The organism is Nonomuraea thailandensis, assembly GCF_024172165.1.
Taxonomy (GTDB): Bacteria; Actinomycetota; Actinomycetes; order Streptosporangiales; family Streptosporangiaceae; genus Nonomuraea; species Nonomuraea thailandensis.
In genome coordinates this window covers 141,112-165,915 of the sequence record NZ_JAMZEB010000002.1, presented here as the reverse complement: position 1 = coordinate 165,915, position 24,804 = coordinate 141,112, and the positions used below count along the sequence as shown (strand labels likewise).

General features: G+C 71.3%; 18 protein-coding genes. 9 read left to right on the top strand and 9 right to left on the bottom strand.

Annotated elements, in window-relative coordinates; genetic code table 11:
* Positions 1 to 282: 282 nt before the first annotated feature.
* Positions 283 to 594 (bottom strand): LysM peptidoglycan-binding domain-containing protein, encoded by a 312-nt coding sequence (locus HD597_RS04880; RefSeq protein ID WP_253740499.1) that lies wholly within the window; start codon positions 592 to 594, stop codon positions 283 to 285.
* A gap of 946 nt (positions 595 to 1,540) precedes the next feature.
* Here HD597_RS04880 and HD597_RS04875 point away from each other — a divergent pair.
* The 4 genes from HD597_RS04875 (at position 1,541) to HD597_RS04860 (ending at position 5,366) form a co-directional block, all read left to right on the top strand.
* The gene (locus tag HD597_RS04875) at positions 1,541 to 1,819 is read left to right on the top strand and encodes a hypothetical protein (protein ID WP_253740498.1); all 279 of its coding nucleotides are present in this window, start codon (positions 1,541 to 1,543) and stop codon (positions 1,817 to 1,819) included.
* A 28-nt stretch (positions 1,820 to 1,847) separates the two neighbouring features.
* Complete coding sequence (lexA, locus tag HD597_RS04870) at positions 1,848 to 2,555, top strand: transcriptional repressor LexA (RefSeq protein ID WP_253740497.1); 708 nt, start codon at positions 1,848 to 1,850, stop codon at positions 2,553 to 2,555.
* A gap of 703 nt (positions 2,556 to 3,258) precedes the next feature.
* Positions 3,259 to 4,233, top strand: a complete 975-nt coding sequence (locus HD597_RS04865; RefSeq protein ID WP_253740496.1) for a GlxA family transcriptional regulator — start codon at positions 3,259 to 3,261, stop codon at positions 4,231 to 4,233.
* Positions 4,234 to 4,763: 530 nt separating this feature from the next.
* A complete protein-coding gene (locus HD597_RS04860; RefSeq protein WP_253740495.1) occupies positions 4,764 to 5,366 on the top strand; it encodes an isochorismatase family protein in 603 nt (200 codons plus the stop codon).
* A 326-nt stretch (positions 5,367 to 5,692) separates the two neighbouring features.
* On the opposite strand, the gene HD597_RS04855 is transcribed toward HD597_RS04860, so the two are convergent.
* From HD597_RS04855 to HD597_RS04845, 3 genes are all read right to left on the bottom strand, one after another.
* Entirely contained in the window at positions 5,693 to 7,087 is a 1,395-nt protein-coding gene (locus HD597_RS04855) for a family 43 glycosylhydrolase (RefSeq protein ID WP_253740494.1), read from the bottom strand.
* A gap of 66 nt (positions 7,088 to 7,153) precedes the next feature.
* Entirely contained in the window at positions 7,154 to 8,482 is a 1,329-nt protein-coding gene (locus HD597_RS04850; protein ID WP_253740493.1) for a glycoside hydrolase family 43 protein, read from the bottom strand.
* 126 nt (positions 8,483 to 8,608) lie between these two features.
* Entirely contained in the window at positions 8,609 to 9,451 is an 843-nt protein-coding gene (locus tag HD597_RS04845; protein WP_253740492.1) for a nucleotidyltransferase domain-containing protein, read from the bottom strand.
* Positions 9,452 to 9,516: 65 nt separating this feature from the next.
* Between HD597_RS04845 and HD597_RS04840 the strand changes: the two genes are divergently transcribed.
* On the top strand, positions 9,517 to 10,620 hold the full coding sequence (locus tag HD597_RS04840; RefSeq protein ID WP_253740491.1) for a MalY/PatB family protein: 1,104 nt from the start codon (positions 9,517 to 9,519) through the stop codon (positions 10,618 to 10,620).
* On the opposite strand, the gene HD597_RS04835 is transcribed toward HD597_RS04840, so the two are convergent.
* A complete protein-coding gene (locus HD597_RS04835) occupies positions 10,601 to 13,759 on the bottom strand; it encodes a S41 family peptidase (protein WP_253740490.1) in 3,159 nt (1,052 codons plus the stop codon). The two genes, HD597_RS04840 and HD597_RS04835, sit on opposite strands and share 20 nt — an antisense overlap.
* A 106-nt stretch (positions 13,760 to 13,865) precedes the next feature.
* Here HD597_RS04835 and HD597_RS04830 point away from each other — a divergent pair, with 106 nt between their 5' ends.
* Both HD597_RS04830 and HD597_RS04825 read left to right on the top strand, forming a co-directional pair.
* The gene (locus HD597_RS04830; RefSeq protein WP_253740489.1) at positions 13,866 to 14,294 is read left to right on the top strand and encodes a hypothetical protein; all 429 of its coding nucleotides are present in this window, start codon (positions 13,866 to 13,868) and stop codon (positions 14,292 to 14,294) included.
* 49 nt (positions 14,295 to 14,343) lie between these two features.
* Complete coding sequence (locus tag HD597_RS04825) at positions 14,344 to 15,312, top strand: TIGR03557 family F420-dependent LLM class oxidoreductase (RefSeq protein WP_253740488.1); 969 nt, start codon at positions 14,344 to 14,346, stop codon at positions 15,310 to 15,312.
* Here the strand turns inward: HD597_RS04825 and leuS are convergent, their stop codons facing one another.
* A complete protein-coding gene (gene leuS, locus HD597_RS04820; RefSeq protein WP_253740487.1) occupies positions 15,313 to 17,793 on the bottom strand; it encodes a leucine--tRNA ligase in 2,481 nt (826 codons plus the stop codon).
* 438 nt (positions 17,794 to 18,231) lie between these two features.
* Here leuS and HD597_RS04815 point away from each other — a divergent pair, with 438 nt between their 5' ends.
* The gene (locus HD597_RS04815) at positions 18,232 to 20,097 is read left to right on the top strand and encodes a hypothetical protein (RefSeq protein ID WP_253740486.1); all 1,866 of its coding nucleotides are present in this window, start codon (positions 18,232 to 18,234) and stop codon (positions 20,095 to 20,097) included.
* A gap of 11 nt (positions 20,098 to 20,108) precedes the next feature.
* On the opposite strand, the gene HD597_RS04810 is transcribed toward HD597_RS04815, so the two are convergent.
* On the bottom strand, positions 20,109 to 21,350 hold the full coding sequence (locus HD597_RS04810; RefSeq protein WP_253740485.1) for a cytochrome P450: 1,242 nt from the start codon (positions 21,348 to 21,350) through the stop codon (positions 20,109 to 20,111).
* A gap of 227 nt (positions 21,351 to 21,577) precedes the next feature.
* Between HD597_RS04810 and HD597_RS04805 the strand changes: the two genes are divergently transcribed.
* Positions 21,578 to 22,654 (top strand): TRM11 family SAM-dependent methyltransferase, encoded by a 1,077-nt coding sequence (locus HD597_RS04805; protein WP_253740484.1) that lies wholly within the window; start codon positions 21,578 to 21,580, stop codon positions 22,652 to 22,654.
* Positions 22,655 to 22,664: 10 nt separating this feature from the next.
* Here HD597_RS04805 and HD597_RS04800 read toward each other — a convergent pair whose 3' ends face one another.
* Together HD597_RS04800 and HD597_RS04795 are read right to left on the bottom strand one after the other, a co-directional pair.
* Positions 22,665 to 23,504 (bottom strand): alpha/beta fold hydrolase, encoded by an 840-nt coding sequence (locus HD597_RS04800; protein WP_253740483.1) that lies wholly within the window; start codon positions 23,502 to 23,504, stop codon positions 22,665 to 22,667.
* 43 nt (positions 23,505 to 23,547) lie between these two features.
* On the bottom strand, positions 23,548 to 24,801 hold the full coding sequence (locus HD597_RS04795; protein ID WP_253740482.1) for a cytochrome P450: 1,254 nt from the start codon (positions 24,799 to 24,801) through the stop codon (positions 23,548 to 23,550).
* Between the last annotated feature and the right edge of the window lie 3 nt (positions 24,802 to 24,804).

The window sequence follows — 24,804 nt, the reverse complement described above, 5'->3', positions numbered from 1 at the left end:
CCTGGCTCAGCGGATCCTGTCCGGCCAGCCCAGCACGGCCCGGCTCACCTGACCCCGCCCGGCTTAGTTCGCCTGGCGAAGCGCTGCTTGGTTTGCCCAGCTTGCCCGACCCAGCCCTGCCCTGCTTGCCTGGCTTGTCGCTCCAGCCTGGCCGACCTGCCCTACCTGCCCGGCAAGGCAAGCACTACCCGGCTCGCCTGACTCCGCCCTGCCCTGCCATGCCTGGCCGACCTGCCCTGCCTGCCCAGTTCAGCCCCGCTCGATCCAGCCCCGGCGGCATGGTCAGCGTAAGGCGGCGGTGTCCTTCGGGACGTAGATCCGGGTGCCCGGCCGGATGAGCGAGTCGGACAGGCCGTTCAACCGCTTGATGTCCTCCACCAGAGCCCCCGGGTCATCCCCCTCGGAGAGCGCGTCGGCGATCTCCCACAATGTGTCCCCCTTGTGCACCTCGACCCACGGCAGCCCGGCATGGCCGGCCATCACTACCCGCACCTCCGCGTGCCCCGCCGCCCGCGTACCGAGCCAGAACCCGCCCAACGACAGCAACGCCACAACCACCACCAGCACGACCCGCCCCCGCCGGGTCAGCCGCACAGGAGCGGCGCCCCTCCCGGAACCTCCCCGACCTGCAGAAGCGGCCGCCTGCGCAGAAGCGTCCCGCCGCCCGAAGACGCCCGACCGCCTGGAGACATCCGACTGCCTGGAGACGCCTGACTGAGCGGACACACCTGACCGTCCAGAGCCAGCCGCCTGCCATGAGACAACTGGCTGCCCGCTGGCAGCCGACGGGCCCGAAACAGCCGACCGGCCGGAGACCTCTGAGCGGTCGGAGACCCGTGAGCGCCCGGAGGCACGTCGCCGGCCGAAGACGCCCCGCCGCCCGAAGACCGCCAGCTTTCGAGCCGCGGCGCTCCGCCTCCGCTCGGAGACGCCGTCATTTCGAGCGGAGGCACCACCACCGCGAGCGGAGTCAGCACCGGCCCGAACAGAGCCGGCACCGGCCCGAACCGTGACGGAGCCAGCCCGAACCGAGACGGCGCCCTTCCGAGCACGGCCGCTTCCCTTGGTACGACCGATTCCCTCCCTCGCACGACCGTTCTCCTCCACCGCGCGGAGGCTGCCCTTCCCCGTGGAGGTGGCACGCTCTCGAACGTAGCCCCCGCCGCGCTGCCGAGCGTCGATATCGCCCCGTCGCCCCATGGAGCCGCCGTTGCCCGACGAAGCAGCGGCCCGCCGTGCCCTCTCTCGCCCCCTCGTGCCCTTACCCCCTCCGCTTCGTGCCCCTCGCACCCCGCCCTTGTCGCCGGACCTGCGACCCGCCACGGTGTCATCGCCGTCGCCCCGCCCCTGCCGCCTGACGCCCCTCCCCGGGGGCGGCGGAACGGTGGCATCCGAGCCCTCATCGCCCGAACGCGGTGACGGGACGAGCCGCAAATGGGATCTTCCCCCTCCAGCCGAACGGGGCCCCAGGCTCTTGCCGGAATTCCCGCGAACCGCAGCCCCCGCCCGCGTATTGTCGGCCCGTCGATCCTTACTCTGCGTGGCATCGGCGATCAGTGTCAGCCGGTTGACGTCTTCGCTGGTCGTGTCCGTATTTGTGGGCGTTCGCATGGATGACCTCCTGCCGTGTGGCCTGAGGAAAGGCCAAATAAAGATCAGCAAATCGAACACGATGTCGATCGAACTCCCGTACGATGTTGTACACCACGCTGGCGACAATTTCGAGGAAGACTCGAACAATTGTTTGAAGATGATCTTCAACAGCGATACGGTCGCTGTGTGCGACATCAGGACCACGGACCGGGAGGTTCGCCGGTGAGGCGGGCCGCCAGGCGAGGAGGAAGAGCATGACCGAGCGGGATGACGCAAACGGGGTCAGCGACCTCGCGGTGCGCCGGCGAGACTCCCTGGGCCTGACGCCCAGGCAGCGCAAGATCCTCGAAGTGATCCGCGACTCGGTGCAGCAGCGCGGATATCCACCGTCCATGCGCGAGATCGGCGAGGCGGTGCAGCTGACCAGCACGTCCAGCGTGTCGCACCAGCTCACCGCACTACAGCGCAAGGGTTACCTGCGCCGCGACCCGCACCGGCCGCGCGCGCTGGAGGTCCGCCTCCCGGGCGAGCCCGTGCTCTGGGTCGACCCCGACGCCACCGACGAGGAGCCCACGATCAACCGGCCGACGGCCGCCTACGTCCCTCTCGTGGGCCGCATCGCCGCCGGTGGGCCGATCCTCGCCGAGGAGAGCGTCGAAGACGTCTTCGCCCTGCCCAAGCAGCTTGTCGGTGAGGGCACGCTGTTCCTCCTGCAGGTCGCCGGCGACTCGATGATCGAGGCCGCCATCGCCGACGGTGACTGGGTGGTCGTACGCCAGCAGCCCGTGGCAGAGAGCGGCGACATCGTGGCCGCGATGATCGAGGGCGAAGCCACGGTCAAGACCTTCAAGCGCAAGGACGGCCATGTGTGGCTGGTCCCCCACAACGCCAACTACGAGCCCATCCCCGGTGACGAGGCCAGCGTCCTGGGCAAGGTCGTAGCGGTCCTGCGCCGCCTCTAGCAGGAGCGGGTCACCGTCTCCGGCCGACGAGACAGGCGGGCAACCGCCTGTGGCCAAGGCAGCCTCCGTCTCCAGCCGAGGCGGGTCACCAGGCAGGCCTCTCTCGGGCCGAGGTGGTCATGAGACAGGTCCCCTCTCGGGCCAAGGCGGTCATGAGACAGGTCCCCTCTCGGGTCAAGGTGGGTCAGGGCCTGCAGTGAAGGCAGGTCTCGCTCCCGTTCCAAGGTGGGCCACAGCCTGCGGAGGAGATGATCGCTGTCTCGGCCGAGGCTGGTCGCGACCGGAAGCCAAGGCAGGGCTCCGTCTCCAGCGCAGGCGGGTCACAGCCCTGGCGGAGACGAGTCACCGTCTGGAGCCGAGACCGGTCAGGGCCCGGGCGCGCGTCCGACCGCGCGCCGCGAACCAGCGCGCGCCGAAACATGACCCATGGGTACGTCGCCACGGGGTCCATAGGGCACCGAATGTCGCGTGGTCCCGGTGCCGCCCTACCGCGCCGGGGATCCGTGCCTCGTTGCACAGTGAGTGATGTTGCGCAGCCCTGGGATCGGCAGAGATTTGGAACGTTCCTGGTCCTGATGCTCTTGGAGCGTTCTCCCGCCCCTGCCGGGGTGCGTCCGACTTGGTCGTGGCTTCGCGAGCGGTGTCCGGATGTGACAGAACCGCGTCATAGCGGTCATGAAGGCATTCTGGTGACAATAGGTGCATGCCCGCTTCGCACCGTGTCGTTGTCGCTGTGTTCCCCGACGTTGACCTCCTCGATGTCACCGGTCCCGCGGAAGTCTTCGCGGTCGCGAACCGGGAGATGACCGGCCGCACGCCGTACGAGGTGCTGCTGGCCGGGCCGGACGGCGGCCAGGTGCGCACCAGCGCCGGGGTACGGCTCGCCACCGACCTGACCTTCGACCAGGTCGGCGATCGGGTCGACACACTGGTGGTGCCCGGCGCGGTGGACCGTGACGGTGCACCGGTGATCGATCCGGAGCTGGTCGGCTGGATCGCCGACACCGCCCCGCACGCCCACCGGGTCGCCTCCGTATGCGTCGGGGCGCACCTGCTGGCCGCCGCGGGCCTGCTGGCTGGACGGACGGCCACCACTCACTGGGCCACCGCCGACCGGCTGGCCACCGACCACCCCGATGTCACCGTCGATCCCGACCCGATCTACATCCGATCCGGGAAGGTGTGGACGGGCGCGGGCATCAGCTCCTGCATGGATCTGGCGCTCGCCCTGGTCGCGGAGGACCATGGCGAGCGGATCGCTCTGGCGGTCGCTCGGCAACTCGTGATGTACCTCAAGCGGCAGGGCGGGCAGAGCCAGTTCAGCGTTCCGCTGTGGCAGGCGCCTACCGAGCGCCGCGACATCGACGAGCTGCGGGTGTGGATCACCGCGAACCTCTGCGCCGACCTGTCGGCGGCGGCGCTCGCCGAGCGCGTGTGCCTGAGCGAGCGGCACTTCGCCCGGGTCTTTCGCAAGGAGACCGGGGCCACTCCGGCCGCCTTTGTCGAGTCGGCCCGGGTGGAGGAGGCGCGGCGGTTGCTGGAGGGGACAGATGAGCCGCTCGATCGGGTCGCGGCGGCGTGTGGGCTGGGGTCGGCTGAGACGTTGCATCGGGCGTTCCGGCGGCGCCTCGGCACCACCCCTGTCTCCTATCGGCGACGGTTCCGCACGGCCGCCTGACCTGCCCACCGCCCCTCGGCCTCAACGGGGTCCTCTTCCGGTCCTGGCAGGGGTTTGGTGGGGCGCGGCCGAACCGCCTCCACCTGACCAGCCCAGGCGGAGGGCCTCCGCAGCCTGCGCCAGGTCCAGGCGGGGGCGCGCTCGCAAGGCGTCCGCCCGAGGCGCGCAGGCGGCGGGGCCCGGCACGACGCTTCTGAGCGACAGGTGCGGGGGCACGTTCGCACGGCGTCCGCCCGACCGGCGCAGGCGGCGGGGCCCCGCGACGCTCCTGTGCAACAGATGCGGGGGCACGTTCGCGCGGCGTCCGTCTGATCGGGCAAGACGGAGGCGCGCTCGCTGCGCCTCCGCTCGATCGACGCAGGCGGGCCGCGGTCGCAGCGCCCCTTCCCGATCGGGCACGGCGGGCGTGTGTGGTCGCGCCGTCTGCGCCCGGCGAGGCTGGCCCCTTACTACGGCCGTTGACGGATCCACGTCTGACCACGGCCGGTGATTCACCATGTCCTGTTTCGTACTACTCCAAGGAGAATGAGATGACCGTTTCGACCACTCTGCGCGAAGTGATCGGCCTGGACGGGGCTCTGCCGTCGTTGTCCGCCAGCACCCTGGTCCTGATCGACTTCCAGAACACCTACCGCACCGGCGTCATGGCCCTTCCCGATGCCGACCGCGCTCTGGACGCCGCCGCTCGCCTTCTCGACCGCGCCCGTAGCGCCGGGACGCCGGTGGTGCACGTCGTCAACGACGGTGGCGAGGGGACCCCGTACGACATTCGCGCCGAGATCGGCCAGATCGATTCGCGCGTCGCGCCTCGGGACGGTGAGCCGGTTGTGGTGAAGGGGTTCCCGAACTCCTTCCACGAGACGGATCTGCCGGCGACGCTGCGCCGTCTGGACGCCGGGCCTGACCTGGTGCTGGCGGGCTTCATGACTCACATGTGCGTCCAGTTCACCGCTCAGGGGGCGTTCAATCTCGGCTACCGCCCGACGGTGGTGGCGGAAGCGTGCGCGACGCGGCCGCTGGCCGGTCCGGACGGCACACCGATCCCTGCGGACGCCCTGCACGCCGCGGCCCTGACCACGATCGGCGACCTGTTCGGCTTGGTCGCCGCCCGGGCGACCGACCTGCCCGCCTGAACGAGACCGGGCATGCCCTGCCCCTGTCTGGAAGTGCCGGACAGGGTCCAGCCGGAGCGATGGGGCGGGAACGCTGTGCCTGCTGGGCCGGGCCGGGCGGGCGGCGCAGGACGGGGCGGGCAGGGCCGAGGGGTCAGGCTGGACCGTGCTGAGCCGGCTCGACTGGGCTAAGCCGGACCGGGCTGTGCGTGCCGGGCTGGGCGGGGACCGTGGTGGGCGGGCGCCGGTCTGCCGGTCTGTCCGACCTGACCGTGCCGTGCCGGGCCCGGTCTGCCCGCCCCGAACGTGCCCGGGCCGTGCCTACCGGACCCGGGCCACACCCCGGTTCACTCCAGGACGAAGCTCGCGCTCCCCCGGAAGGCGCTCGACCCGTCATCCCGCTCCACCCACACCTGCCCCGCCCGATGCCGCAGGTAGTACCCGGGAAAGTTCACCGACTCCAACGACACGGTCCCACTGCCGGCGAGCCCGCTGCGCCGCACGAAGCTGGCGTCCGCGGCGAACAGCGCGGAGCCGTCCCGCTGCTCCACCCACGCCTCGTGGTTACGATGCCGCAGATAGTGGCCGGGGAAGTTGGCCGACTCCAGCGACACCGCCCCGCTCCCCGACAGCCCGCTCACCAGCCGGAACTGGGAGTCCGCCAACGGTGACACGTTGGCTTCGAGCCGCGCCCGGTAGTTCCAGTGCCGCACGTACGACCCCGGCGTGTCGTACGACAGGAGGCGCGCCGGCGTGACGCCGTCGGCGACCGGGATGCCGAAGTCGGGGGTGCCGTCCGCGCGCCAGTACACCTTCTGGACGCGCGTACGACGGTTGGGGTCGTTCAACGGGTCGCCGGAGATGTCCCGGTAGGACCGGTCGTGGTAGACGAGGAGGTCGCTCTGCCCGTCCTCCGAGGTGGTGAAGGAGTTGTGGCCGGGGCCGTACTGGCTGGTGGCGGTGTTGGTGGCGAAGACCGGGCCGGGGCTCTTGGTCCAGGACGACGCCTGGAGCGGGTCGGCGGTGGCGGAGGCGGTCAGCAGGCCGAGGCAGTAGTTGGCGTCCGTGGCGCTGGCCGAGTACGTCAGGAAGAGGCGGCCGTTGCGCTGCAGCACCGAAGGCCCTTCCGCGACCTTGTACCCGCGCGTCTCCCAGGCCAGCGTCGGGACGGTCAGGCGGGTCGTGGCGCCGGTGATCGTCCACGGGTTGGCGCCCATCCGGGCGATGTACAGGTTGGAGTTGGTGGCGATGCCGGGCTCCTGCTGGGCCCAGAGCAGGTAGCGCACGCCGCCCGCGACGAACGTGGTGGCGTCGAGGGAGAAGGTGTCCCAGGGGGTGGCGATCCGGCCGCGTTCGGTCCAGGCGCCGGTCAGGGGGTTGGCGGCGGTGCTCTCCAGGACGTACATGCGGATGCGCCAGACGTCGTCGGCGCGGCCGGCGGCGAAGTACACGTACCACTTGCCGTTGATGAAGTGGATCTCCGGCGCCCAGATGTGGGCGCCCATCTCGCCGCTGGTGTGCCTGCGCCAGATGACGCTCTCGGGCGCGGTGGCCAGGCCCTGGATGGTGGTGGCGCGGCGCAGCACGATCCGGTCGTACTGGGGGACGGTGGCGGTGAAGTAGTAGTAACCGTCGGTGTGGCGGAAGATGTGCGGGTCGGCGCGCTGTGCGGCCAGCGGGTTGGTGTACTGCACCGCCGGTGAGGCGTGCGCGGCACCGGGCGACAGGAGGTTGGCGGTCACGGTGAGCAGCGTAACCAGGACGAGGAGGACCGCTTTCCTGCGAGAGGGGCGCATGGGTGTCGTCCTTCAGGAGAGGGGGGAGGTGACCGTGTACGAGGCGTCGGAGGCGAACACCGAGCCGGACGTCCACAGGTCCAGCCGCAGCTCGTAGTTGTAGTGCCGCAGGTATCGCCCGGGCAGGTTGTAGGACTCGAACGACATCGTGCCCCCGCCCGCCAGACCGGCCCGCCCGCAGAACGTGGCGTCGCCCTTGAAGATGGCCGAGCCGTCGTCACGCTGCAGCGCGAGCCGCATGTTGGAGTGCCGCAGGTAGTAGCCGGGCTGCCCGGCGGACTGGAACGAGTAGCACCCGGAGTGCGCCAGCCCGGCCGTGACGGTGAACGTGGCGGACTGCCGGTCGGCGAGCGCGCTGGACGTCGTCAGCGGGTCGAGGTAGGCCAGGCCGCCGCGGTGGCGTACGTACCGGTCGGGGAAGTTGGCCGAGCGCAGCGACCGGTTGCCGGTGGGCACGGCGGTCGTGTCGCCGGCGTCCTCGCGCAGCACGGTGAAGTGCCTGGCCGTCCCGGACAGGCCGGGCAGCTCGGTCCTGGCCCCGAACGACGAGAGGTTCGTGCTGTCGGCGTAGTAGTAGCGCCCGCCGGTGTAGTTGTCGAAGTAGAGCCGCCAGCGGCCGTCCGGCAGCCGCGTCAGCGCCGGGCCCTCCAGCCCGGAGCCCCATCCGGCCCAGTTGCCCGTGCCGGTGAACGTCCACGGCCCGGAGAGCGAGGTGGCGGTGGCGTGCTCGATGTACTTGGTCGTCTCGTTCTTCAGGAAGTTGTGGTAGGTCGAGCCGGACTTGACGAGGAAGCTGTCGATGTAGTTCGCCGGGATGCCCAGCGGGGCCGGGGCGCTCCACGCGGACAGCGCGCTGTTGGTGGCGGTGATCCGGTACGGCCTGAACTGCCCGGCGGTGCCGGTCGTGGACGCGGAGTAGATCACGTGCACGCTGCCGTCGGAGTCCTTGAACCACTCGGGCGCCCAGGTGCTGCCGGTGGCGCCGTTCAGGCCGACGGTCACGTTGCGCAGGAACGTCCAGGTCACGGTGTCGGCGCTGCGGGCGAAGCCGATGGTGTCGCCCGTCCAGTTGGTGGTGTGGACGAGGTAGTAGTAGCCGTCGGTGTGCCGCATCACGCTGGGGTCGCGGATGAGCCCGGACGGCGGCCTGTAGGCGTTGGCCCTGATGAGGTTGAAGGTCCCGGCGTTGAAGGAGTCGTAGACGTACATGTTGGACTCGCTGGCGTTGGTGAACGCCGTCATCAGGTAGTGCGGCGCCGGCCCGGCGGCGTGCGCGGCGCCGGCCGGCACCAGCACGGTGGCCCACAGCACCAGGCATAACGCGAGTAGACGGGTACGCATCCGGCGGCCCTCCGCGATGTTAGCGTTAACACCTCACCGCGCCCGGACGGGCCGCAGTGAGCGCATTCGTACCCCGCCGACGCGCCCCCGTCAATATCAGCGCCGTCAAGATCAGCGCCGTCAGGATCAGCGCGCCCGGTACAGCGCGTGCGCCGCCGAGATCGCCTGGTCGCCGAAGCCGAGCACGTCCCGCCTGCGCTCGAACGGCGAGCCGTACAGCGAGCGCCGCGGCGTGCCGAAGTGGTCACCGAGCCCCGCGATCACGCTGCCCGCCGACGGCAGCGCGGTGTCCTCCTCGCGCAGCCGCAGCGCCTCGTCCACCACGCGGTGCCAGCGCTCGGGGAAGGTCTCGCGCGCGTGCCGCGCCGCCTTCGACTTGGAGGTGATCTCGCCGGTGGCGAGCGTGTAGTGCAGCCGGGCGACGCCGGTGACGACCCAGACGGTGCCGTACCCGCCGAGGCAGATCAGCCCCCACGGGGTGAACGGGCGCCAGGCCCGGGTCACCAGGCGGCGCCAGTAGAGGTCGAGGTTGCGATCGGTCCAGGCGGCCAGGGCGCCGGGATCGTTCCAGATCTTCAGCTCCTCCGGCTTGGGCCCGCGGCAGGTCAGCCCGTGGCGGGCCAGCGTGTGCCAGGTGACGGGGTTGACCGAGCCGCGCCGGTTGAGCCGCCCGGCGTGGGCCTGCGGGCGCTCCCCCAGCTCTGCCGGGTCGCGGCCGAGGTCGTCCCAGGTGAGGTAGACGCCGTCGAAGGGATGGGCGCCGAGTCTGGTGTGGATGCGCTCCAGCACCCCGGCCGGCGGCGGCTGCGACGTCACCGCGACGAAGTCGACGTCGCTGGCGCCCGGCCGGTAGTCGCCGAGCGCCGCGGACCCCTCCAGGTACAGCCCCTCCACCAGCCCTGGAGCCTCCGCGTCGGCCAGGGTGAGGTACGTCTCGACGATCGCGTCGATCTTCGGGTGGGGCGTCATGGCCGCCCAGCCTGCCACACTCCGCGCCACCGCCTCATCACAATCAAGAATCCTAGAATGGCCGAGTGAATGACGCATATACCCCGTTAACCCTTAAATCCACGCATGATGGTCTCAAGTGGGCGGCGGTCGAGCCGGGAGTGATCCCGGCCTGGGTGGCCGACATGGATCTGCCCACCGCGCCCGCGGTCGCCGACGTGCTGCGCCGCCGGGCCGACGGCGACCTGGGTTACCCGGTCTGGCTGCTGGATCAGAACGCGGGCCCGCTGGCCGAGGCGTTCGCCGAGCGCATGACGGCCAGGTTCGGCTGGCAGGCCGACCCCGGGCTGGTGCGTCCGTTCAACGATCTCAACCAGGCGCTCCAGGTCCTCCTCCAGATCTGGACGAAGCCGGGCGACGGGGTGGCGGTGCACGTCCCGGCGTACCACCCGTTCCTGGACACGCTGAGCGTCATGGAGCGCCCGCCGCGCCCCATCCGGATGGAGCCGGACGGCGACACGTGGCGCTTCGAGGTGCCCGACCTGTCGGGCTGCCGGGTGCTCCTGCTGGTGAACCCGCACAACCCGACAGGCCGCGCGTTCACCGAACGGGAGCTGACCGAGCTGGCCGAGCACGCCGAGCGGCACGACCTGCTGGTCATCGCGGACGAGATCCACGCCGACCTGGTGTACGAGCCGCACCGGCACATCCCCTTCGCCACGATCCTGCCCGAGCGCACGGTCACGCTGACCTCGGCGACCAAGGCGTTCAACCTGGGCGGCATCCGCTGCTCGGTGGCCCACTTCGGGCACGAGGGCGCGCGCAGGGCCCTGGAGGCGCAGCCGCCTTTCGTGTACGGCTCCCCCAGCGTGTTCGGCGTGGAGGCGACCGTGGCGGCCTGGCGGCACGGGGACGAGTGGCTGGCGCAGACGGTGGCGCTGCTCGACCGCAACCGGCGCACGATCGCCTCCCGCCTGCCCGCCACGTTCCGGTACCGGATCCCGGAGGCGACCTATCTGGCCTGGCTGGACGTGGGCAGGCCGGGCATGGCGGAGGTGTTCGAGCGCGAGGCGAAGGTGCGCCTGAACGACGGCGCGGCCTTCGGCCCCGGTGGTGAGAGCTGCGTACGGCTCAACTTCGCCACCACCGAGGCCATCCTCGCCGAGATTCTCAGCCGGCTGGCTGGCTGAGCGGCGGCAGGTCGGGGGGCGTGGCGGCCGGCTGCTCGTCGAGCGCGGCCAGGGCGAGCTCGATGGCCCTGTCGAGCTGCGGGTCGCGGCCCGCCACCCGGTCCTGCGGCGTGATCACCACCTCGATGTCGGGATCGACGCCGTAGTTCTCCACCCCCCAGCCCGGCCCGTCGAGCCAGAACGAGTAGCGGGGCTGCGTGACCCGGGTGCCGTCCACGAGCGAGTACCGGGAGTCGATCCCGATCACCCCGCCCCACGTCCGCGTCCCCACCAGCGGCCCGACCCCGCGGGCCTTGATGCCCGCGCTCACGATGTCGCCGTCGGAGCCCGCGAACTCGTCGGTGACCGTCACCACCGGCCCGCGCGGCGAGTCGTCGGGGTAGCGCATCGGCTGGTAGCCGCGGGCCCGCGCCCAGCCGGTCACCTTGCGGGACAGCTTCTCCAGCACCAGCTCCGACAGGTGCCCGCCGCTGTTCTCCCGCACGTCCACGACCAGCCCGTCGTAATCCATCTCGGTACGCAGGTCGCGGTGGAACTGCGCCCACCCGGAGGCCACCATGTCGGGCACGTGCAGGTAGCCGAGCCTGCCCTCCGACGCCTGCCTGACGTAGGCCCGGCGGCCCTCCACCCAGTCGTGGTAGCGCAGCTGCGTCTCGTCGGCGATGGGGCTGACCACGACCCGCCGCACGTCGCCGCCGGAGCCGTGCCGCACGGTCAGCTCGATGGGCTGGTTGGCGGTGCCGGCCAGCAGCGGGAGCGGCCCGCGTACCGGATCGACCGGCCGGCCGCCGACGGCGAGGATGGCGTCGCCGGGGCGGACCGCGACGCCGGGCGCGAGCAGCGGCGAGCGGGCGGCGTGGTCGGACGACTCGCCGGGCAGGATGCGCTCGACCCGCCAGACCCCGTCGCCGTCCCTGGCCAGGTCGGCGCCGAGCAGGCCCTGGCGGCGCCTGGGGTCGACGCCGGAGCCGTTGGGCACGGCGTAGGCGTGGGAGGTGCCGAGCTCGCCCTGCGTCTCCCAGAGCAGGTCGATCAGCTCGGAGTGGGCGCCGATCCGGGAGACCAGCGGCTCGTAGCGGTCGAGCACGCCCTGCCAGTCGACGCCGTTCATGTCCTCGCGCCAGAAGTGGTCGCGCATGAGGCGGCCGGCCTCGCGGAAGCCCTGCCGCCACTCGGCGACGGGGTCGATCTGGACGGTGATCCGGTCGAGCTCGATGGTGACGACCTCGTCGCCCTCGCTCGCGGCGCGGGTCTGCAGGCCGTTCTTGCCGTTGGTGACGAGCCTGGAGCCATCGCCGCTGACCTCGAACGCGCGGATCTCCTTGCCCAGCTCGGCCTTGGCGCGCTTCTTGAGGTCGTAGCGCTCCAGCACGGTCTCGGAGCTCTGCTCGCTGCCGTCGCCGAGCACGCCGCTGAGCGGGTAGCGCAGCCAGAGCAGGGCGTCCTTGGCCGTACGGAGGTTGCCGTAGCTCCCGGCGGGCACCGGCACGGGCACCACGCGGGAGCCCATCCCGTCGGGGTCGACCTCGGTGCGTGGCGGCGCGTCGTCCTTCTTGTCGTCCTTGGACGGCTTGTCGTCCTCGCCGTTGAACCCGCGTCCCTGCAGCGAGGGGTCGAACGGCGACGGCGTGGCGGCCTTCAGCGGCACGATGTACGGCTTGCACCCGTGGGGGAACGACAGGTCGAAGACGTGCGCGTCGTACACGGGGTCGAACGTGCGCACCGACAGGAACGCCAGGTGCTTGCCGTCCTTGGTGAACGCCGGATCGTAGTCCACGAAGCGCGGCGGCGTCACCTCGATCACCGACGTGCCGTCCAGCCGGCCCATCTTGATCTGCGTCAGCCGCCTGTGGTGCGGGAACTCCCAGGCCAGCCAGGTGGAGTCGGGCGAGAACGCCAGCCCGCTGACGTCGCCCTGGTCGGTGCGGTCCAGCTCCCGGACGTTCTCGGTCTCGAGGTCGACGACCAGCAGCCGCCCGTCGTGCGTGGCCACGGCCACGTGCTTGCCGTCGGGCGCGGCGGCCAGCTCCAGAACCCGCCCGAGCTGCCCGGCGGCCAGGGTCCTGGCCTCGCCGCCGGGGGTGCCGAGCTCCAGCCCGTCCTCGCCGCCGGCGTCGGAGACCCACACGGCCCTGCCGTCGGCGTCGAGCACCTGCGGCAGGCGTACGCGCACGCCGGGCTCGGCCCGCAGCACCCCCGCCGGCCCGTCGCGGTGGGTCACCCAGTGCGCGGTGCCCCTGATCTCCACGGCGCTGGCCCGCCCGGTGGCGTCCGGCGAGAACGCGCCCGCCCGCAGGGGCGCCGGCCGCCGGGCCCGCCCCGGCCGCGGCCCGCCGAGCCGCACGTCCAGCCGGTACGGCTCGGCGTCCAGGCTCTCCAGCAACCACAGGTCACCGGCGTGGCTGTAGATCACCCGCTGCCCGTCGCCCGTGGCGTGGCGGGCGTAGAACTCCTCGTGGGAGCTGTGCCTGCGCAGGTCGGAGCCGTCGGGCAGGGCGGAGTAGAGGTTGCCCGTGCCGTCGGTGTCGGACAGGAACACGATCCGGTCGCCTACCCAGCTCACCGACCAGTACTGCGCCGTGCTGTCGGCGAACAGCCTGGCGAACTCGCCGTTCCCCTCGGCGTCCACCCAGATCTTGGCCGCCGTGCCGCCGCGGTAACGCTTCCACTGCGACGGCTCGCGCCACACCACCGACACGGTGGCGACCTTCTCCTCACTGACGGCCGCCTCGCCGACCCATCCGTACGGCAGGCGCGTGGCCGGCCCGCCGTCGAGCGGCACCGCGTGCGCCCAGCGCCGGTTGTCGGAGCTCTGCCCCGCGGCGGTGATCGCGAGCACGTCGCCGCCGGGGGTCCACCCGCGGACGGAGGTGGTGCGGTCGCCCCAGTAGGTCAGCCGTTCGCCTTCCGGCCCGTCGAGCTCGGCCGTGAACGCCTCGGGTGCGCCCTCCTTCGTGCTGGTCCACGCGATCCGGCCGCCGTCGGGTGAGAAGCGCGGATGCGACACGGCCACGCGGTCGGCGGTGAACCGCCAGGCTCTGCCACCGCTCAGCGGAGCGAGCCAGACGTCGTCGTCGGCGACGAAGGTGACCAGGTCACCGTGCAGGTGCGGGTATCTCAGGTATGCGCCATATGCCACCCCTGAACACTAAACCGCGCCACCAAGAGCAGCTCAAGAATTCCGCTGCCAGTGGACGGTCCGCTATGTGGGGGAAGGAGGGCATAAGCCCGATTTCGGAGGAAGCATGAAGATCTTCGCCCGCGCGCACCAGCTCCCGCCCCGCCTGTCCGCCGCCGCCGTCATCCTGAACTCGGGCCTGGACCTGATCGAAGCCGACGAGCAGCGGGCCGTCTCCACGCACGGCATGGCGGCCGGCGCCTACCCCTTCCTGCGCCGCATGGACCCGGCGCTGTTCACCCGGCTGCTGGCCAGGAGCGAGGTCGCCGTCGGCATGGCCCTGCTGGCGCCGTTCGTGCCGTCGCTGCTGGCAGGGGCGGCGCTGACGGGCTTCGCGGCGGGGCTGATCGGCCTGTACCTGCGCACGCCGGGCATGCACCACGAGGGCAGCGTACGGCCGACGCAGCAGGGCATCGGCGTGGTGAAGGACGTCTGGCTGCTGGGCATCGGCCTCGGCCTGGTGATCGAGGAGCTGCGCGAGCGCCGCCAACATTGATCTCCGGACCTTGGCCACTAATGTGAGCAAAGACGGGTAGCCGGGGCGCATGGTACAAATCGGCTACACCTTGATGTCCGAGCAGACGCCGGCCCGCGAGCTGGTCGACTACGCCGCAGCCGCCGAACGGATCGGATTCGACTACGCCGTCATCTCCGACCACTACTTCCCATGGGTGGAGGAGATGGGGCACTCGCCCTACTGCTGGTCGGTGCTGGGCGCCGCGGCCCAGGTCACCGAGCGACTGCCGCTGATGACGTACGTGACCTGCCCCATCATGCGCTACCACCCCGCGGTCGTGGCACAGAAGGCGGCCACGATGGGCGTGCTGAGCCAGGGCAGGTTCACCCTGGGCCTGGGCGCGGGCGAGAACCTGAACGAGCACGTCATCGGCGAGGGCTGGCCGCCCGTGGACACCCGGCACCGCATGTTCGCCGAGGCCGTCCAGATCATCAGGAAGCTCTTCAGCGGCGAGTACGTCACCCACCAGGGCGAGTTCTTCGACGTGGACTCGGCCAAGCTGTACGACCTGCCCGAGCGGCCCGTGCCCATCGGCATCGCCGCCTCCGGCGGCCAGTCGGCCGAGCTGGCCGCGGAGTACGGCGACGTGCTGGTCATCAACGACCCGATGCCCGAGGTGGTGCAGCAGTTCAACGCCTCGGGGGGCGACGGCAAGCCGGTCTACGGCCAGCTCGCCCTCGCCTACGACACCGACGCCGAGGCCGCCAAGCAGCGCGCGCACGAGCTGTGGCGCTGGTCGAGCGTCGGCGGCTGGAAGGTCATGGCCGAGCTGCCCGGGCCGGTGAACTTCGCCGCCGCGGCCGGCACGGTGCGCCCCGAGGACGTGGCGCAGAGCGTGCCGTGCGGCAGCGACGTGGACGCCGTCGTGCAGGGCGTCAAGGAGTTCGCCGACGCCGGGTACACCCACGTGGCGCTCGTCCAGATCGGGCACGACCAGCAGCAGCCGTTCTTCGACTGGGCGGAGAAGGAGCTGCTGCCGGCCTTGCGCAACCTGTGACTAGGGGACGATGTTCACCAGCTTCGGCGCCCGGACGATCACCTTGCGGGGCATGCCCTGCACGTAGGGGGCGATCTTGTCCGAGGCCAGCGCCAGCGCGCGCAGCTCGTCCTCGCTGATGTCGGGCGAGACCTCCAGGCGGTCACGCACCTTGCCCGCCACCTGCACCACGCACGTGACCGAGTCCTGCACCAGCAGCGCGGGGTCGGCCACCGGCCATCCGGCGAACGCGACGGACCCGGTGCGGCCCAGCCGCTCCCAGCCCTCCTCGGCGGTGTACGGCGCCACCAGCGACAGCAGGACCGCCAGCGTCTCGGCGGCCTCGCGCACCGCCGGGTCCGCGGCGCCCGGGCCCGAGTCGATGGCCTTGCGCGCGGCGGAGGTCAGCTCCATCATGCGCGCCACCGCCACGTTGAAGCGCTGGCCCTCGACCAGCTTGGTGGCCTCGTCGATCGTGTGGTGCGTCACCTTGCGCAGCTCGACGTCACCGCCGCCGAACGCGACGCCCGGCTCGCTGGTCACCTCCGACATCACGCGCAGCGCGCGGGCCAGGAACTTCTGCGAGGCGGCGGGCGAGACGTCGGCCCAGTCGATGTCGTCCTCGGGCGGCCCGGCGAACACCATGGTCAGGCGTACGGCGTCGACGCCGAAGTCGTCGATCTGCTGGCCCAGGTCCACGCCGTTGCCCAGGGACTTCGACATGGCCTTGCCGCCGTTGATCACCTGGCCCTGGTTCAGCATGCGCAGGAACGGCTCGGTGAAGTCGACCATGCCCATGTCGTGCAGGACCTTGGTGAAGAAGCGCGAGTACAGCAGGTGCAGCACCGCGTGCTCGATGCCGCCGACGTACTGGTCGATCGGGCCCCACTTGCGCACCTGCTCGGGGTCGAACGGGCCGTCGGTGTAGCCCGGCGAGCAGTAACGCAGGAAGTACCACGACGAGTCGACGAAGGTGTCCATCGTGTCGGTGTCGCGCTTGGCGGGGCCGGCGCACTTCGGGCACTCGACGTTGACCCACTCGGTGGCGCTGGCCAGCGGCGACACGCCCTTGGGCGCCAGCGCCTCGCCGCGCAGGTCGGGCAGCGTGACCGGCAGCTGCTCGTCGGGGACGGGCACCTCGCCGCAGTCGGGGCAGTGGATGATCGGGATCGGCGTGCCCCAGTAACGCTGGCGGGACAGCAGCCAGTCGCGCAGCCGGAAGTTGACCGCGCCGGCGCCCCTGCCCTGCGTCTCCAGGATCTCGATGATCTTGGCGATGGCCTCGGCCTTGGTCAGGCCGTCCAGCGGGCCGGAGTTGACCAGCGTGCCCTCGCCGGGCGTGGCCTCGCCCGTCTCGCCCGGGTCGGCCAGGCCGGTGTGCACGACGACCTTCACCGGCAGGTCGAACTTGCGCGCGAAGTCCAGGTCGCGCTGGTCGTGCGCGGGCACCGCCATGATGGCGCCGTGGCCGTAGTCGGACAGCACGTAGTCGGCCGCCCAGACCTGGATGCGCTCGCCGTTGACCGGGTTGATCGCGTGGCGGCCCAGGAAGACGCCGGTCTTCTCCTTGTCGGTGGCCAGCCGCTCGATGTCGCTCAGCTTGGCGACCTCGGCGCGGTAGGCCTCGAACGCCGGGCGCTGCTCGTCGGTGACGATCTCCTCGGCCAGCGCGGCGTCGGCGGCGACGACGAAGAACGTGGCGCCGTACAGCGTGTCGGGGCGCGTGGTGTAGACGTGGACCGGCTCCTCGCGGCCCTCGATCTCGAACAGCACGTCGGCGCCCTCGGAGCGGCCGATCCAGTTGCGCTGCATGGTCAGCAGCCGCTCCGGCCAGCCGGTCAGCTGCCCCATGTCGTCCAGCAGGCGCTGCGCGTAGTCAGTGATCTTGAAGTACCACTGCGTCAGCTCGCGGCGGATGACGTCGGCGCCGCAGCGCTCGCACTTGCCGGCCACGACCTGCTCGTTGGCCAGCACCGTCTGGTCGTTGGGGCACCAGTTGACCAGGCCGCCCTTGCGGTAGGCCAGGCCGCGCTCGAAGAAGCGGTTGAACAGCCACTGGTTCCAGCGGAAGTAGTCGGGGTCGCTGGTGTGCAGGCGGCGCGACCAGTCGAAGGAGATTCCGTAGCGCCGGAACGAGTTGGCCTGCGTCTCGATGTTGGCGTAGGTCCACTCGGCGGGGTGGGCGTTGCGCTTGATCGCGGCGTTCTCCGCGGGCAGGCCGAAGGAGTCCCAGCCGATCGGGTGCAGGACGTTGTAACCCTTCTGCATCCAGTAGCGCGCGATGACGTCGCCCAGGGCGAACACCTCACCGTGGCCCATGTGCAGGTCGCCGGAAGGGTAGGGGAACATGTCGAGCATGTAGCGGCGCTCGCGCGGGTCCGCCGGGTCCTCGCCGGCCCGGTAGGTCTCTTGCTCCTCCCACCGCTGCTGCCACTTGGCCTGCAGCGCCTGCGGATCGTACTCACTCACGGCTACTGTCCTTCTGGCTTGATTCGGACCCATAAGAAAACCCCTCGTGCACACAACGAGGGGTGGAGCCGCGACGGCGGAGATCTTCTAGGGCCGTCGCGGCCCGCTAAGAAGCAGGGTCGCGGAACGCATGTATCAAGCCTAGCGCACGTCTTCGGCTGAATGCAGGCACTGGATCGAGGTCGGAAGGCACAATGGACCCTTCAGGTCTGGCGAGACCTGATGGTGATGTATCCGTTGTGACCTCATTCGTCCCACGAGAATAGCCTTGACGCCGTGGTATACCCAGCTGAGCCTGATCGACCGGAGGGTGACCTGCCGTTGCAGGATCCGCCCACCGATCCTCATGGCTTCCCTCGTTTCGCTGCGGAACCACCTGTATCTCCTGGAAAATCCCATGAGATCATGCGTCAGACGTCAAATCCGGATATAACGGGACATCCGGACACACACTCGGGAGGGCCGGCAGCAATGGCAACGGAGAATTCCGGACCTCACCTGCCATCCTCCTGGCCGGAGCCGCCACGCCGCGAGCCCGCCCGGAACGACTCCCCCTCCGAGGTTCCCACCTCCTGGCCCAGCGCGCCCGCCGCCGAGGTCCCCACCTCCTGGCCCGAGGCCCCGCGGCCGGGCCACCCCGAGCCGTCATGGCCGGAGCCGCCGCGCAAGGACCCGTCCTGGCCCGAACCGCCGGGCGCCTCCCGCCCCGGTCCCGGCCCCTCCCACCAGGCTCCCCCCGGACCGCCGCCGCAGGGCGCCGCCTGGCCCGACGCCGTTGTGCCCACGGCCTGGCCCGACAACGCCTCCTCGCCCGACGTGCGTGCCGCGTGGCCCGACAACGCCTCCTCGCCCGACGTGCGTGCCGCGTGGCCCGACAACGCCTCCTCGCCCGACGTGCGCAACCCGTGGCCGGAGAACGCGTCGTCGCCGAACGTGCGGACCTCGTGGCCGGAGAACGCCTCCTCGCCCGACGTACGCGCCGCCTGGCAGGACGGGCCGCCGCCGCAGAGCGCCGCAGGCCCCGCCGCCTGGCCCGAGGTGTCGTCGAAGGGCGCCCCGCCCCCTGCAGGGCAGGCGCCGGGCGCGCCGGGGCCCGGGCAGCCCGCGGACCCGGTCCCCGCGTGGGCGCAGCCGCCCACCCCGTCCGGCGACGCCTGGTCCAACCTGTCCAGCCCCGCCCCGTGGCCACCGGCCGACCGCGCGGCGCCCGCGGAGCCGGGAGCCGAGCGCACCGCCGTCCACAACATCGCCGGCGGTCCGCCGCCCGCGATGCACCCGGCGGACGAGCGCACGGTCACCTACGCCCAGCACACCCAGAACCTCCTGAACGATCGCGCGGTGCCCTCCTCCCCCATGGACTCTGCCCAGCCTCACATCGACGCCCCCCAGGGCCCGCCGCCCGGCATGCCCCCGGGCCCGCCCCCCGGCGAGGACCATCCCGGCCGCCCGGGCTCCAACCTGAGCCGCGACCCCTCCGACCCGGAGAACCGGTTCGTCACGGCCGGCCAGATCAGCGGCTCCCGCACCCCGCCGCCCGAGCGCCAGCAGGAGCTCTGGAACACCGTCTTCGGCGACAACTACCAGTCCATGGGCGACCAGGACGTCCTCGACGACGAGGAGCCGGGCAAGCCCCTCTGGATCTACGCCCTCGGCGGCTCCGTGGCGGTCGCGCTGGTGGCCGCGCTGCTGTGGGCGTTCCTGTGGGGCCCGCTGGCGGGCGACGACTCCTCCAGCGCGAGCCTCGCCGCCCAGCAGTCCGCGTCGGCCACGCCCAAGGCGAGCACCACCAGGTCCTCGACCTCGATCGGGCCGCTGCCGAAGTACACCGGCAAGGCCTCGCCCGTCATCGGCCGGGTGCCCGACGCCGGCGCCGGGATCTCGGTGCCGCGCCTCGGCGGCACCTGGCAGCTCGACCAGCGCGCCACGGTGAAGGGCACGTACGGCTTCAACACCCGCCAGTACGTGCAGGTGGCGCCCGAGCGGTACGCCACCGTCATGTCGGGGCCGCTGGCGCAGCGGCTGTCCTCCTACTACGACGCGGACGACCTGGAGCCGGTGATCAAGCAGGTCGTGCTGAGCGCCCGGCGCAGCTTCTTCCCCGACGGCAACAAGGTCCGCAAGATCGCCCAGCAGCCGATCAAGGTGGGCGACCAGACGGGCCGGCTGATCGCCTACTCGCTGACGTCGGAGACCGAGAAGGCCACGATCGTGACGATGGCCGTCAACACCGGCGCCGACGTCCCGGCCATCGTCTACATCTCGATCCCGTCGGAGAGCAAGCAGCTCCTGCCCGACGTCCGCACGGTGATGAACCAGATCCGCCTGACCACCCAGTAGCGGCGGGGGCCCTAGAAGGTGCACTCCATGTGCTTGATCCCGTTGATGAAGCTGGAGTGCAGCCGGTCGGGCTTGCCGACCTCGATCCGCGGGACGCGCCGCAGCAGCTCGCGGAACATCACCGTGATCTCCCGCCGGGCCAGGTGAGCCCCCAGGCAGAAGTGCGGGCCGGGGCCGCCGTAGCCGACGTGCGGGTTGGGGTGGCGGGTGATGTCGAAGCGCCGCGGGTCGTCGAACACGGCCGCGTCCCTGTTGGCGGCCCAGTAGAACAGCACGACCTTCTGCCCCGCGCGGTAGAGGTGGCCGTTCATCTCGAAGTCCCTGGTGGCCTTGCGGCGCATGAAGTTCACCGGGGAGGCCAGCCGGACGATCTCCTCGACGGCTCCGGGCGCGCGGTCGTCGACGTCCTCCAGCCAGAGCGCGCGCTGGTCAGGGTTCTGGGTGAGCAGGCGCATGCCGTAGGAGATGGCGTTGCGTGTGGTCTCGTTGCCCGCCACGACCAGCAGGATGAAGAACGAGCCCAGCTCCTGCATGGTCAGCCGCTCGCCGTCGATGTTGGCGTTGACCAGCGAGGAGGTGAGGTCGCCCGTCGGGTTGTCGGCGCGGTGGGCGGCCAGGTCCTGGACGAGCTGCTGCAGCTCCATGCCGGCGTTGAGCAGGCGCTCGGCGAGCTGGCTGAGGTCGTCGCCGGCGTACTCGGGGTCGAAGCCGCCCAGGATGATGTTGGAGCGGTCGAAGACGAACTGGTAGTCGCGCTCCGGGATGCCCATCATGTCGCAGATGATCTTCAGGGGCAGCCGCGCGGCCACCTCGGTCACGAAGTCGCAGCCGGAGCCCTTGGCGAGCAGGTCGTCCACGATGCCGACGGCCGCCGACTCCACGTCCGACTCGAACTGCTTGATCATCTTGGGTGTGAAGGCGCGGGAGACGATCCTGCGCAGCCGGGCGTGGCGCGGGTCGTCCATGTTGATCATCGAGCCGAAGTACTCGGCGAACTCCGCGGGCATGTCGGGGATGTTCGTCGCACCGCCGTCGCCCGAGCAGAACACCTCGGGGTTGCGACTGGCCTCAAGGATGTCGGCATGCTTGACCAGCGCGTAGTAGCCCGGCCCCTTGGGCATGTACGCCATCTCCGCTTCCTCGAAGAAGGCCGGGGTGTCGAGCGAACGCAGCCGCTCGAACGCTTCCTCGCGCTCGCTCATGGGCTTGGCCCAGAAGTCGCGATCCGACAGGTCGAAGTCCAGGACGCTCATGAGGCCATCATTCGAAAAGCGGCCACTTACGTCAATGGGTTGGACGTACACCGTACGTACGTGGCGCGGAAAAATCCGTGGCTCGTGGTGCGCCGGGGGTCCTAGGCTGGCTCCGTGTTCTTCTTCCGACGTTAGCGATCCGCCGGCGGGTCGCGGACGACCCCACCGCCGGTGATGCGGGACGGCTGACTGACCGCCGTCCCGGGTCGCGACGTGGGAGAAGACAGTTGCATACCTTTGCCGTGGCCAGGGCCGTGCGTGGCATCGAGCCCCTGGTGGCCATGGAGATCCGGCGTTCGCACACGGGCGTGGTGCGCGGGGTGCGCCATCGCGAGGTGTGGTTCGAGGCCCGGCCGGAGGCCGATCTGCTCGGGCTGCGCACGGCCGACGACGTGCTGCTGGCCGCGGCCGTCGTGGACGGGATCGGGTCGGGCCGCTCCGCGCTGCTCCGGCTGGCGCGGGCGGCGCGGGAGGTGGATCCCAGGCTGATGGGCGCCCCCGGGAGCGGGGTGGAGGTGTCGGCGTCGTTCGTGGGGCGGCGCAACTACACCAGGTTCGAGATCGAGGACGCGGTGGGGGCCGAGCTGGCGCGGCCGTTGCGGGTGCCGTACCACTCCAGGCGGGACGGCCGGCGGCCGCCCGCGGGCGCGCGGTCCTGGCGGGTGACGATCGAGGACGATCAGGCGGTCATCGCGGTACGGGTGGCCCCGCGGCCGTTGCACCGGCGGGCGTACAAGACGGCCTCGATCCGGGGCACGCTGCATCCGCCCGTGGCCGCCGCCATGGCGCAGCTCGCCCGGCTCGGCGGGGCCGGGACGGTGCTCGACCCCTGCTGCGGCGCGGGCACCACCTTGATCGAAGCCCGCGCGCTGGCGAGCGAGGGCGCGGGCGCCGCGCGGGTGCGGTTCCTGGGCTTCGACCACGACCCCGCCGCCGTGACGGCCGCGACCCTCAACGCCCGCGCCGCCGCACCCGGAGGGCAGGCCGCACCGGGAGGGCAGGCCGCGGGCGCCGGGGCGACCGTCGCGTGGGCGGTGGCCGACGGCGGGCGCGTCCCGGTGGGTGACGGGTGCGCGGACCGGGTGCTGGTGAACCCGCCGTGGGGACGCCAGGTGCCGCCCGCGGGCCTGCTCTCCCGCGGCCTGGCCCCGTTGTGGCGGGAGGTGCGGCGGGTGCTGGCTCCGGGCGGGCTGGCCGTGGCGCTCGTGCACGACGGCATCCCGCGCGGATTCGCGGTGGAGGAGGCGGTCGAGGTGAGCCTGTCGGGGCAGCACCCGCTGATCGCCGTGCTGGCGCCCCGCTGACCAGGATCGGTCAGGAGGCGGGGCCGAGCCAGTCCAGGATGAGCCGGTTGACCTCGGCGGGCCGTTCCAGGTGGAGGAAGTGCCCGGCGCCCGCCACCTGCTCGGCCCGCGACCCTTCGGGCAGGTGGTCCAGAGCCCCCTTGACCAGGTCGGCGCTCAGGCACCCGTCCTGCGCCCCGTGCAGGTAGAGGACGGGCCCGCTGACCCCGCGCTCGACGTCGGGGTAGCGGCCGGAGCGCGGCGTGGTGCCGAGCATGGCGCGGTAGTAGCCGATGGCCGCGCCGAGGTTGGCTGGGTCGCCGAGGCTGCGCCGGACGAACTCCAGGTCCTCGCTCGCGTCGTACCCGGGTGACCAGTCACGCCAGAGGTTGTCGATGAAGCCGGGCGTGGCGGCGGCCGGCTCGGCCAGCGCGGTCTGGAACAGGAAGATGTAGAACGAACGCTTGAGCTGCTCGTAGTCCAGGAAGAGGCCCGCCAGCGAGCCGGGCGGCGGCACGGCGAGCGTGACGGCCCGCCGGAAGCGCCCGGCGGTGGCGTAGGCGGGGAAGGCGCCCCAGTCGTGCCCGATGACGACGGCGTCGTCCCCGCCTCCGAGCTCCTCGTGCAGCGCGCGCACGTCGGCGACCAGCGCGGCGTCCTCGTAGGCGCCGTCGGCCGGGACCTCCGTGGGCGCGTAGCCGCGCATGAAGGGCGCGACGGCGCGGTAACCGCGCTCGGCCAGCGCGGGCATCAGGTGCCGCCAGGTGTGCGCGGTGTCGGGGAAGCCGTGCAGGCACAGCGCCAGCGGCCCCTCCCCCAACGATAGATACGCGAACTCCACCCCATTGGCGTGGATAGTCCTGATCTCCATGACTGCGAAACCTAGCACGCCGGATCTTCCATCACCGGACATCTCAGAACGCCCACCTCAGATGCTTGACGCCGTTGATGAAGTTGGACAGCAGGAAGTCGGGCTCCCCCACCGCCCTGACCTCCGGCAGCCGGGTGAACAGCTCGCGGAACATCACCGTCATCTCCCTGCGCGCCAGGTGCGCGCCCAGACAGTAGTGCGGCCCCGGGCCGCCGAAGCCGACGTGCGGGTTGGGGTCGCGGGTGATGTCGAAGCTGTCGGGGTCGCGGAAGACCGACTCGTCGCGGTTGGCCGAGTTGTAGAAGAGCAGCACCTTGTCGCCCTTCTTGTACGCCGTCCCGTTCAGCTCGTGGTCCCGCGTCAGCGTGCGGCGGAACTGGATCACCGGCGTGGCGTAGCGCACGATCTCGTCGCAGGCCCCCACGACGCGCCCGTCGAAGTCCGCCAGCAGCAGCTCCCGCTGCTCGGGATGGTCGGTGAAGAGCTTGAGCCCGTACGCGATCGCGTTGCGGGTGGTCTCGCTGCCCGCCACCACCAGCAGGATGAAGAACGAGCCGAGCTGCTGCGAGGTGAGCCGCTCCTCCCCGTTGACCAGCAGGCTGACCAGGTCGCCCGTGGGGCGCCTGCGCCGCTCGTCGCCGAGGCGGGCGGCCAGCCGGTTGAGCGAGTAGCCGGCGTGCAGCAGCTTGACCAGGCCGCGGGCGACGTTGACGCGGCTGAAGTCGGGCGACAGGCCGGTGTACTCGGGATCGGCGTTGCCGAGGATGACGTTCGTCCGCCGCAGCACCATGTCATGAAATTTCGCGGGGATGCCCATCATGTCGCAGATGACCCGTACGGGAAGCCTGGCGGCCACCTGGGTGACGAAGTCGCCGGGCCCCTCCTCGATCGCCCGGTCCACGATCTCGGCGGCGGCCCGCGCCAGGTCCTCCTCCATCTTCGACAGGATGCGCGGGGTGAACGCCCGCGACACGATGCGCCGTAGCCGCGCGTGCCGCGGGTCGTCCATGTTGATCATCGAACCGAAGTACACGCTCAGCCAGCGCGGCATGTCCGGGATGCTGTTGGAGCACGGCTCGCTGCTGAACACGGCCGCGTTCCTGCTGGCCTCGCTCACGTCGGCGTGGCGCACCAGGGCGTAGTAGCCGGGGCCGCCGCCGATGAACGGCACCGCCTGCTCCGGCACGAACGCCGGGCGCTCCAGCTCGCGCAGCTTGCGGAAGGCCTCCATGCGCTCGGCCTGCGACCGCCCCCAGAAGGGGATCTGCGACAGGTCGAGGTCCGCCGGCAGAGTCATACC

What these genes read in the sequence shown, in the direction of transcription:
- HD597_RS04865 (WP_253740496.1), top strand. Translation starts at nt 3,259, where the DNA reads ATGCCCGCTTCGCACCGTGTCGTTGTCGCTGTGTTCCCCGACGTTGAC.
- HD597_RS04795 (WP_253740482.1), bottom strand. Translation starts at nt 24,801, where the DNA reads ATGACTCTGCCGGCGGACCTCGACCTGTCGCAGATCCCCTTCTGGGGG.
- HD597_RS04800 (WP_253740483.1), bottom strand. Translation starts at nt 23,504, where the DNA reads ATGGAGATCAGGACTATCCACGCCAATGGGGTGGAGTTCGCGTATCTA.
- HD597_RS04845 (WP_253740492.1), bottom strand. Translation starts at nt 9,451, where the DNA reads ATGACGCCCCACCCGAAGATCGACGCGATCGTCGAGACGTACCTCACC.
- HD597_RS04860 (WP_253740495.1), top strand. Translation starts at nt 4,764, where the DNA reads ATGACCGTTTCGACCACTCTGCGCGAAGTGATCGGCCTGGACGGGGCT.
- HD597_RS04850 (WP_253740493.1), bottom strand. Translation starts at nt 8,482, where the DNA reads ATGCGTACCCGTCTACTCGCGTTATGCCTGGTGCTGTGGGCCACCGTG.
- HD597_RS04825 (WP_253740488.1), top strand. Translation starts at nt 14,344, where the DNA reads ATGGTACAAATCGGCTACACCTTGATGTCCGAGCAGACGCCGGCCCGC.
- lexA (WP_253740497.1), top strand. Translation starts at nt 1,848, where the DNA reads ATGACCGAGCGGGATGACGCAAACGGGGTCAGCGACCTCGCGGTGCGC.
- leuS (WP_253740487.1), bottom strand. Translation starts at nt 17,793, where the DNA reads ATGGGTCCGAATCAAGCCAGAAGGACAGTAGCCGTGAGTGAGTACGAT.
- HD597_RS04830 (WP_253740489.1), top strand. Translation starts at nt 13,866, where the DNA reads ATGAAGATCTTCGCCCGCGCGCACCAGCTCCCGCCCCGCCTGTCCGCC.
- HD597_RS04815 (WP_253740486.1), top strand. Translation starts at nt 18,232, where the DNA reads ATGGCAACGGAGAATTCCGGACCTCACCTGCCATCCTCCTGGCCGGAG.
- HD597_RS04810 (WP_253740485.1), bottom strand. Translation starts at nt 21,350, where the DNA reads ATGAGCGTCCTGGACTTCGACCTGTCGGATCGCGACTTCTGGGCCAAG.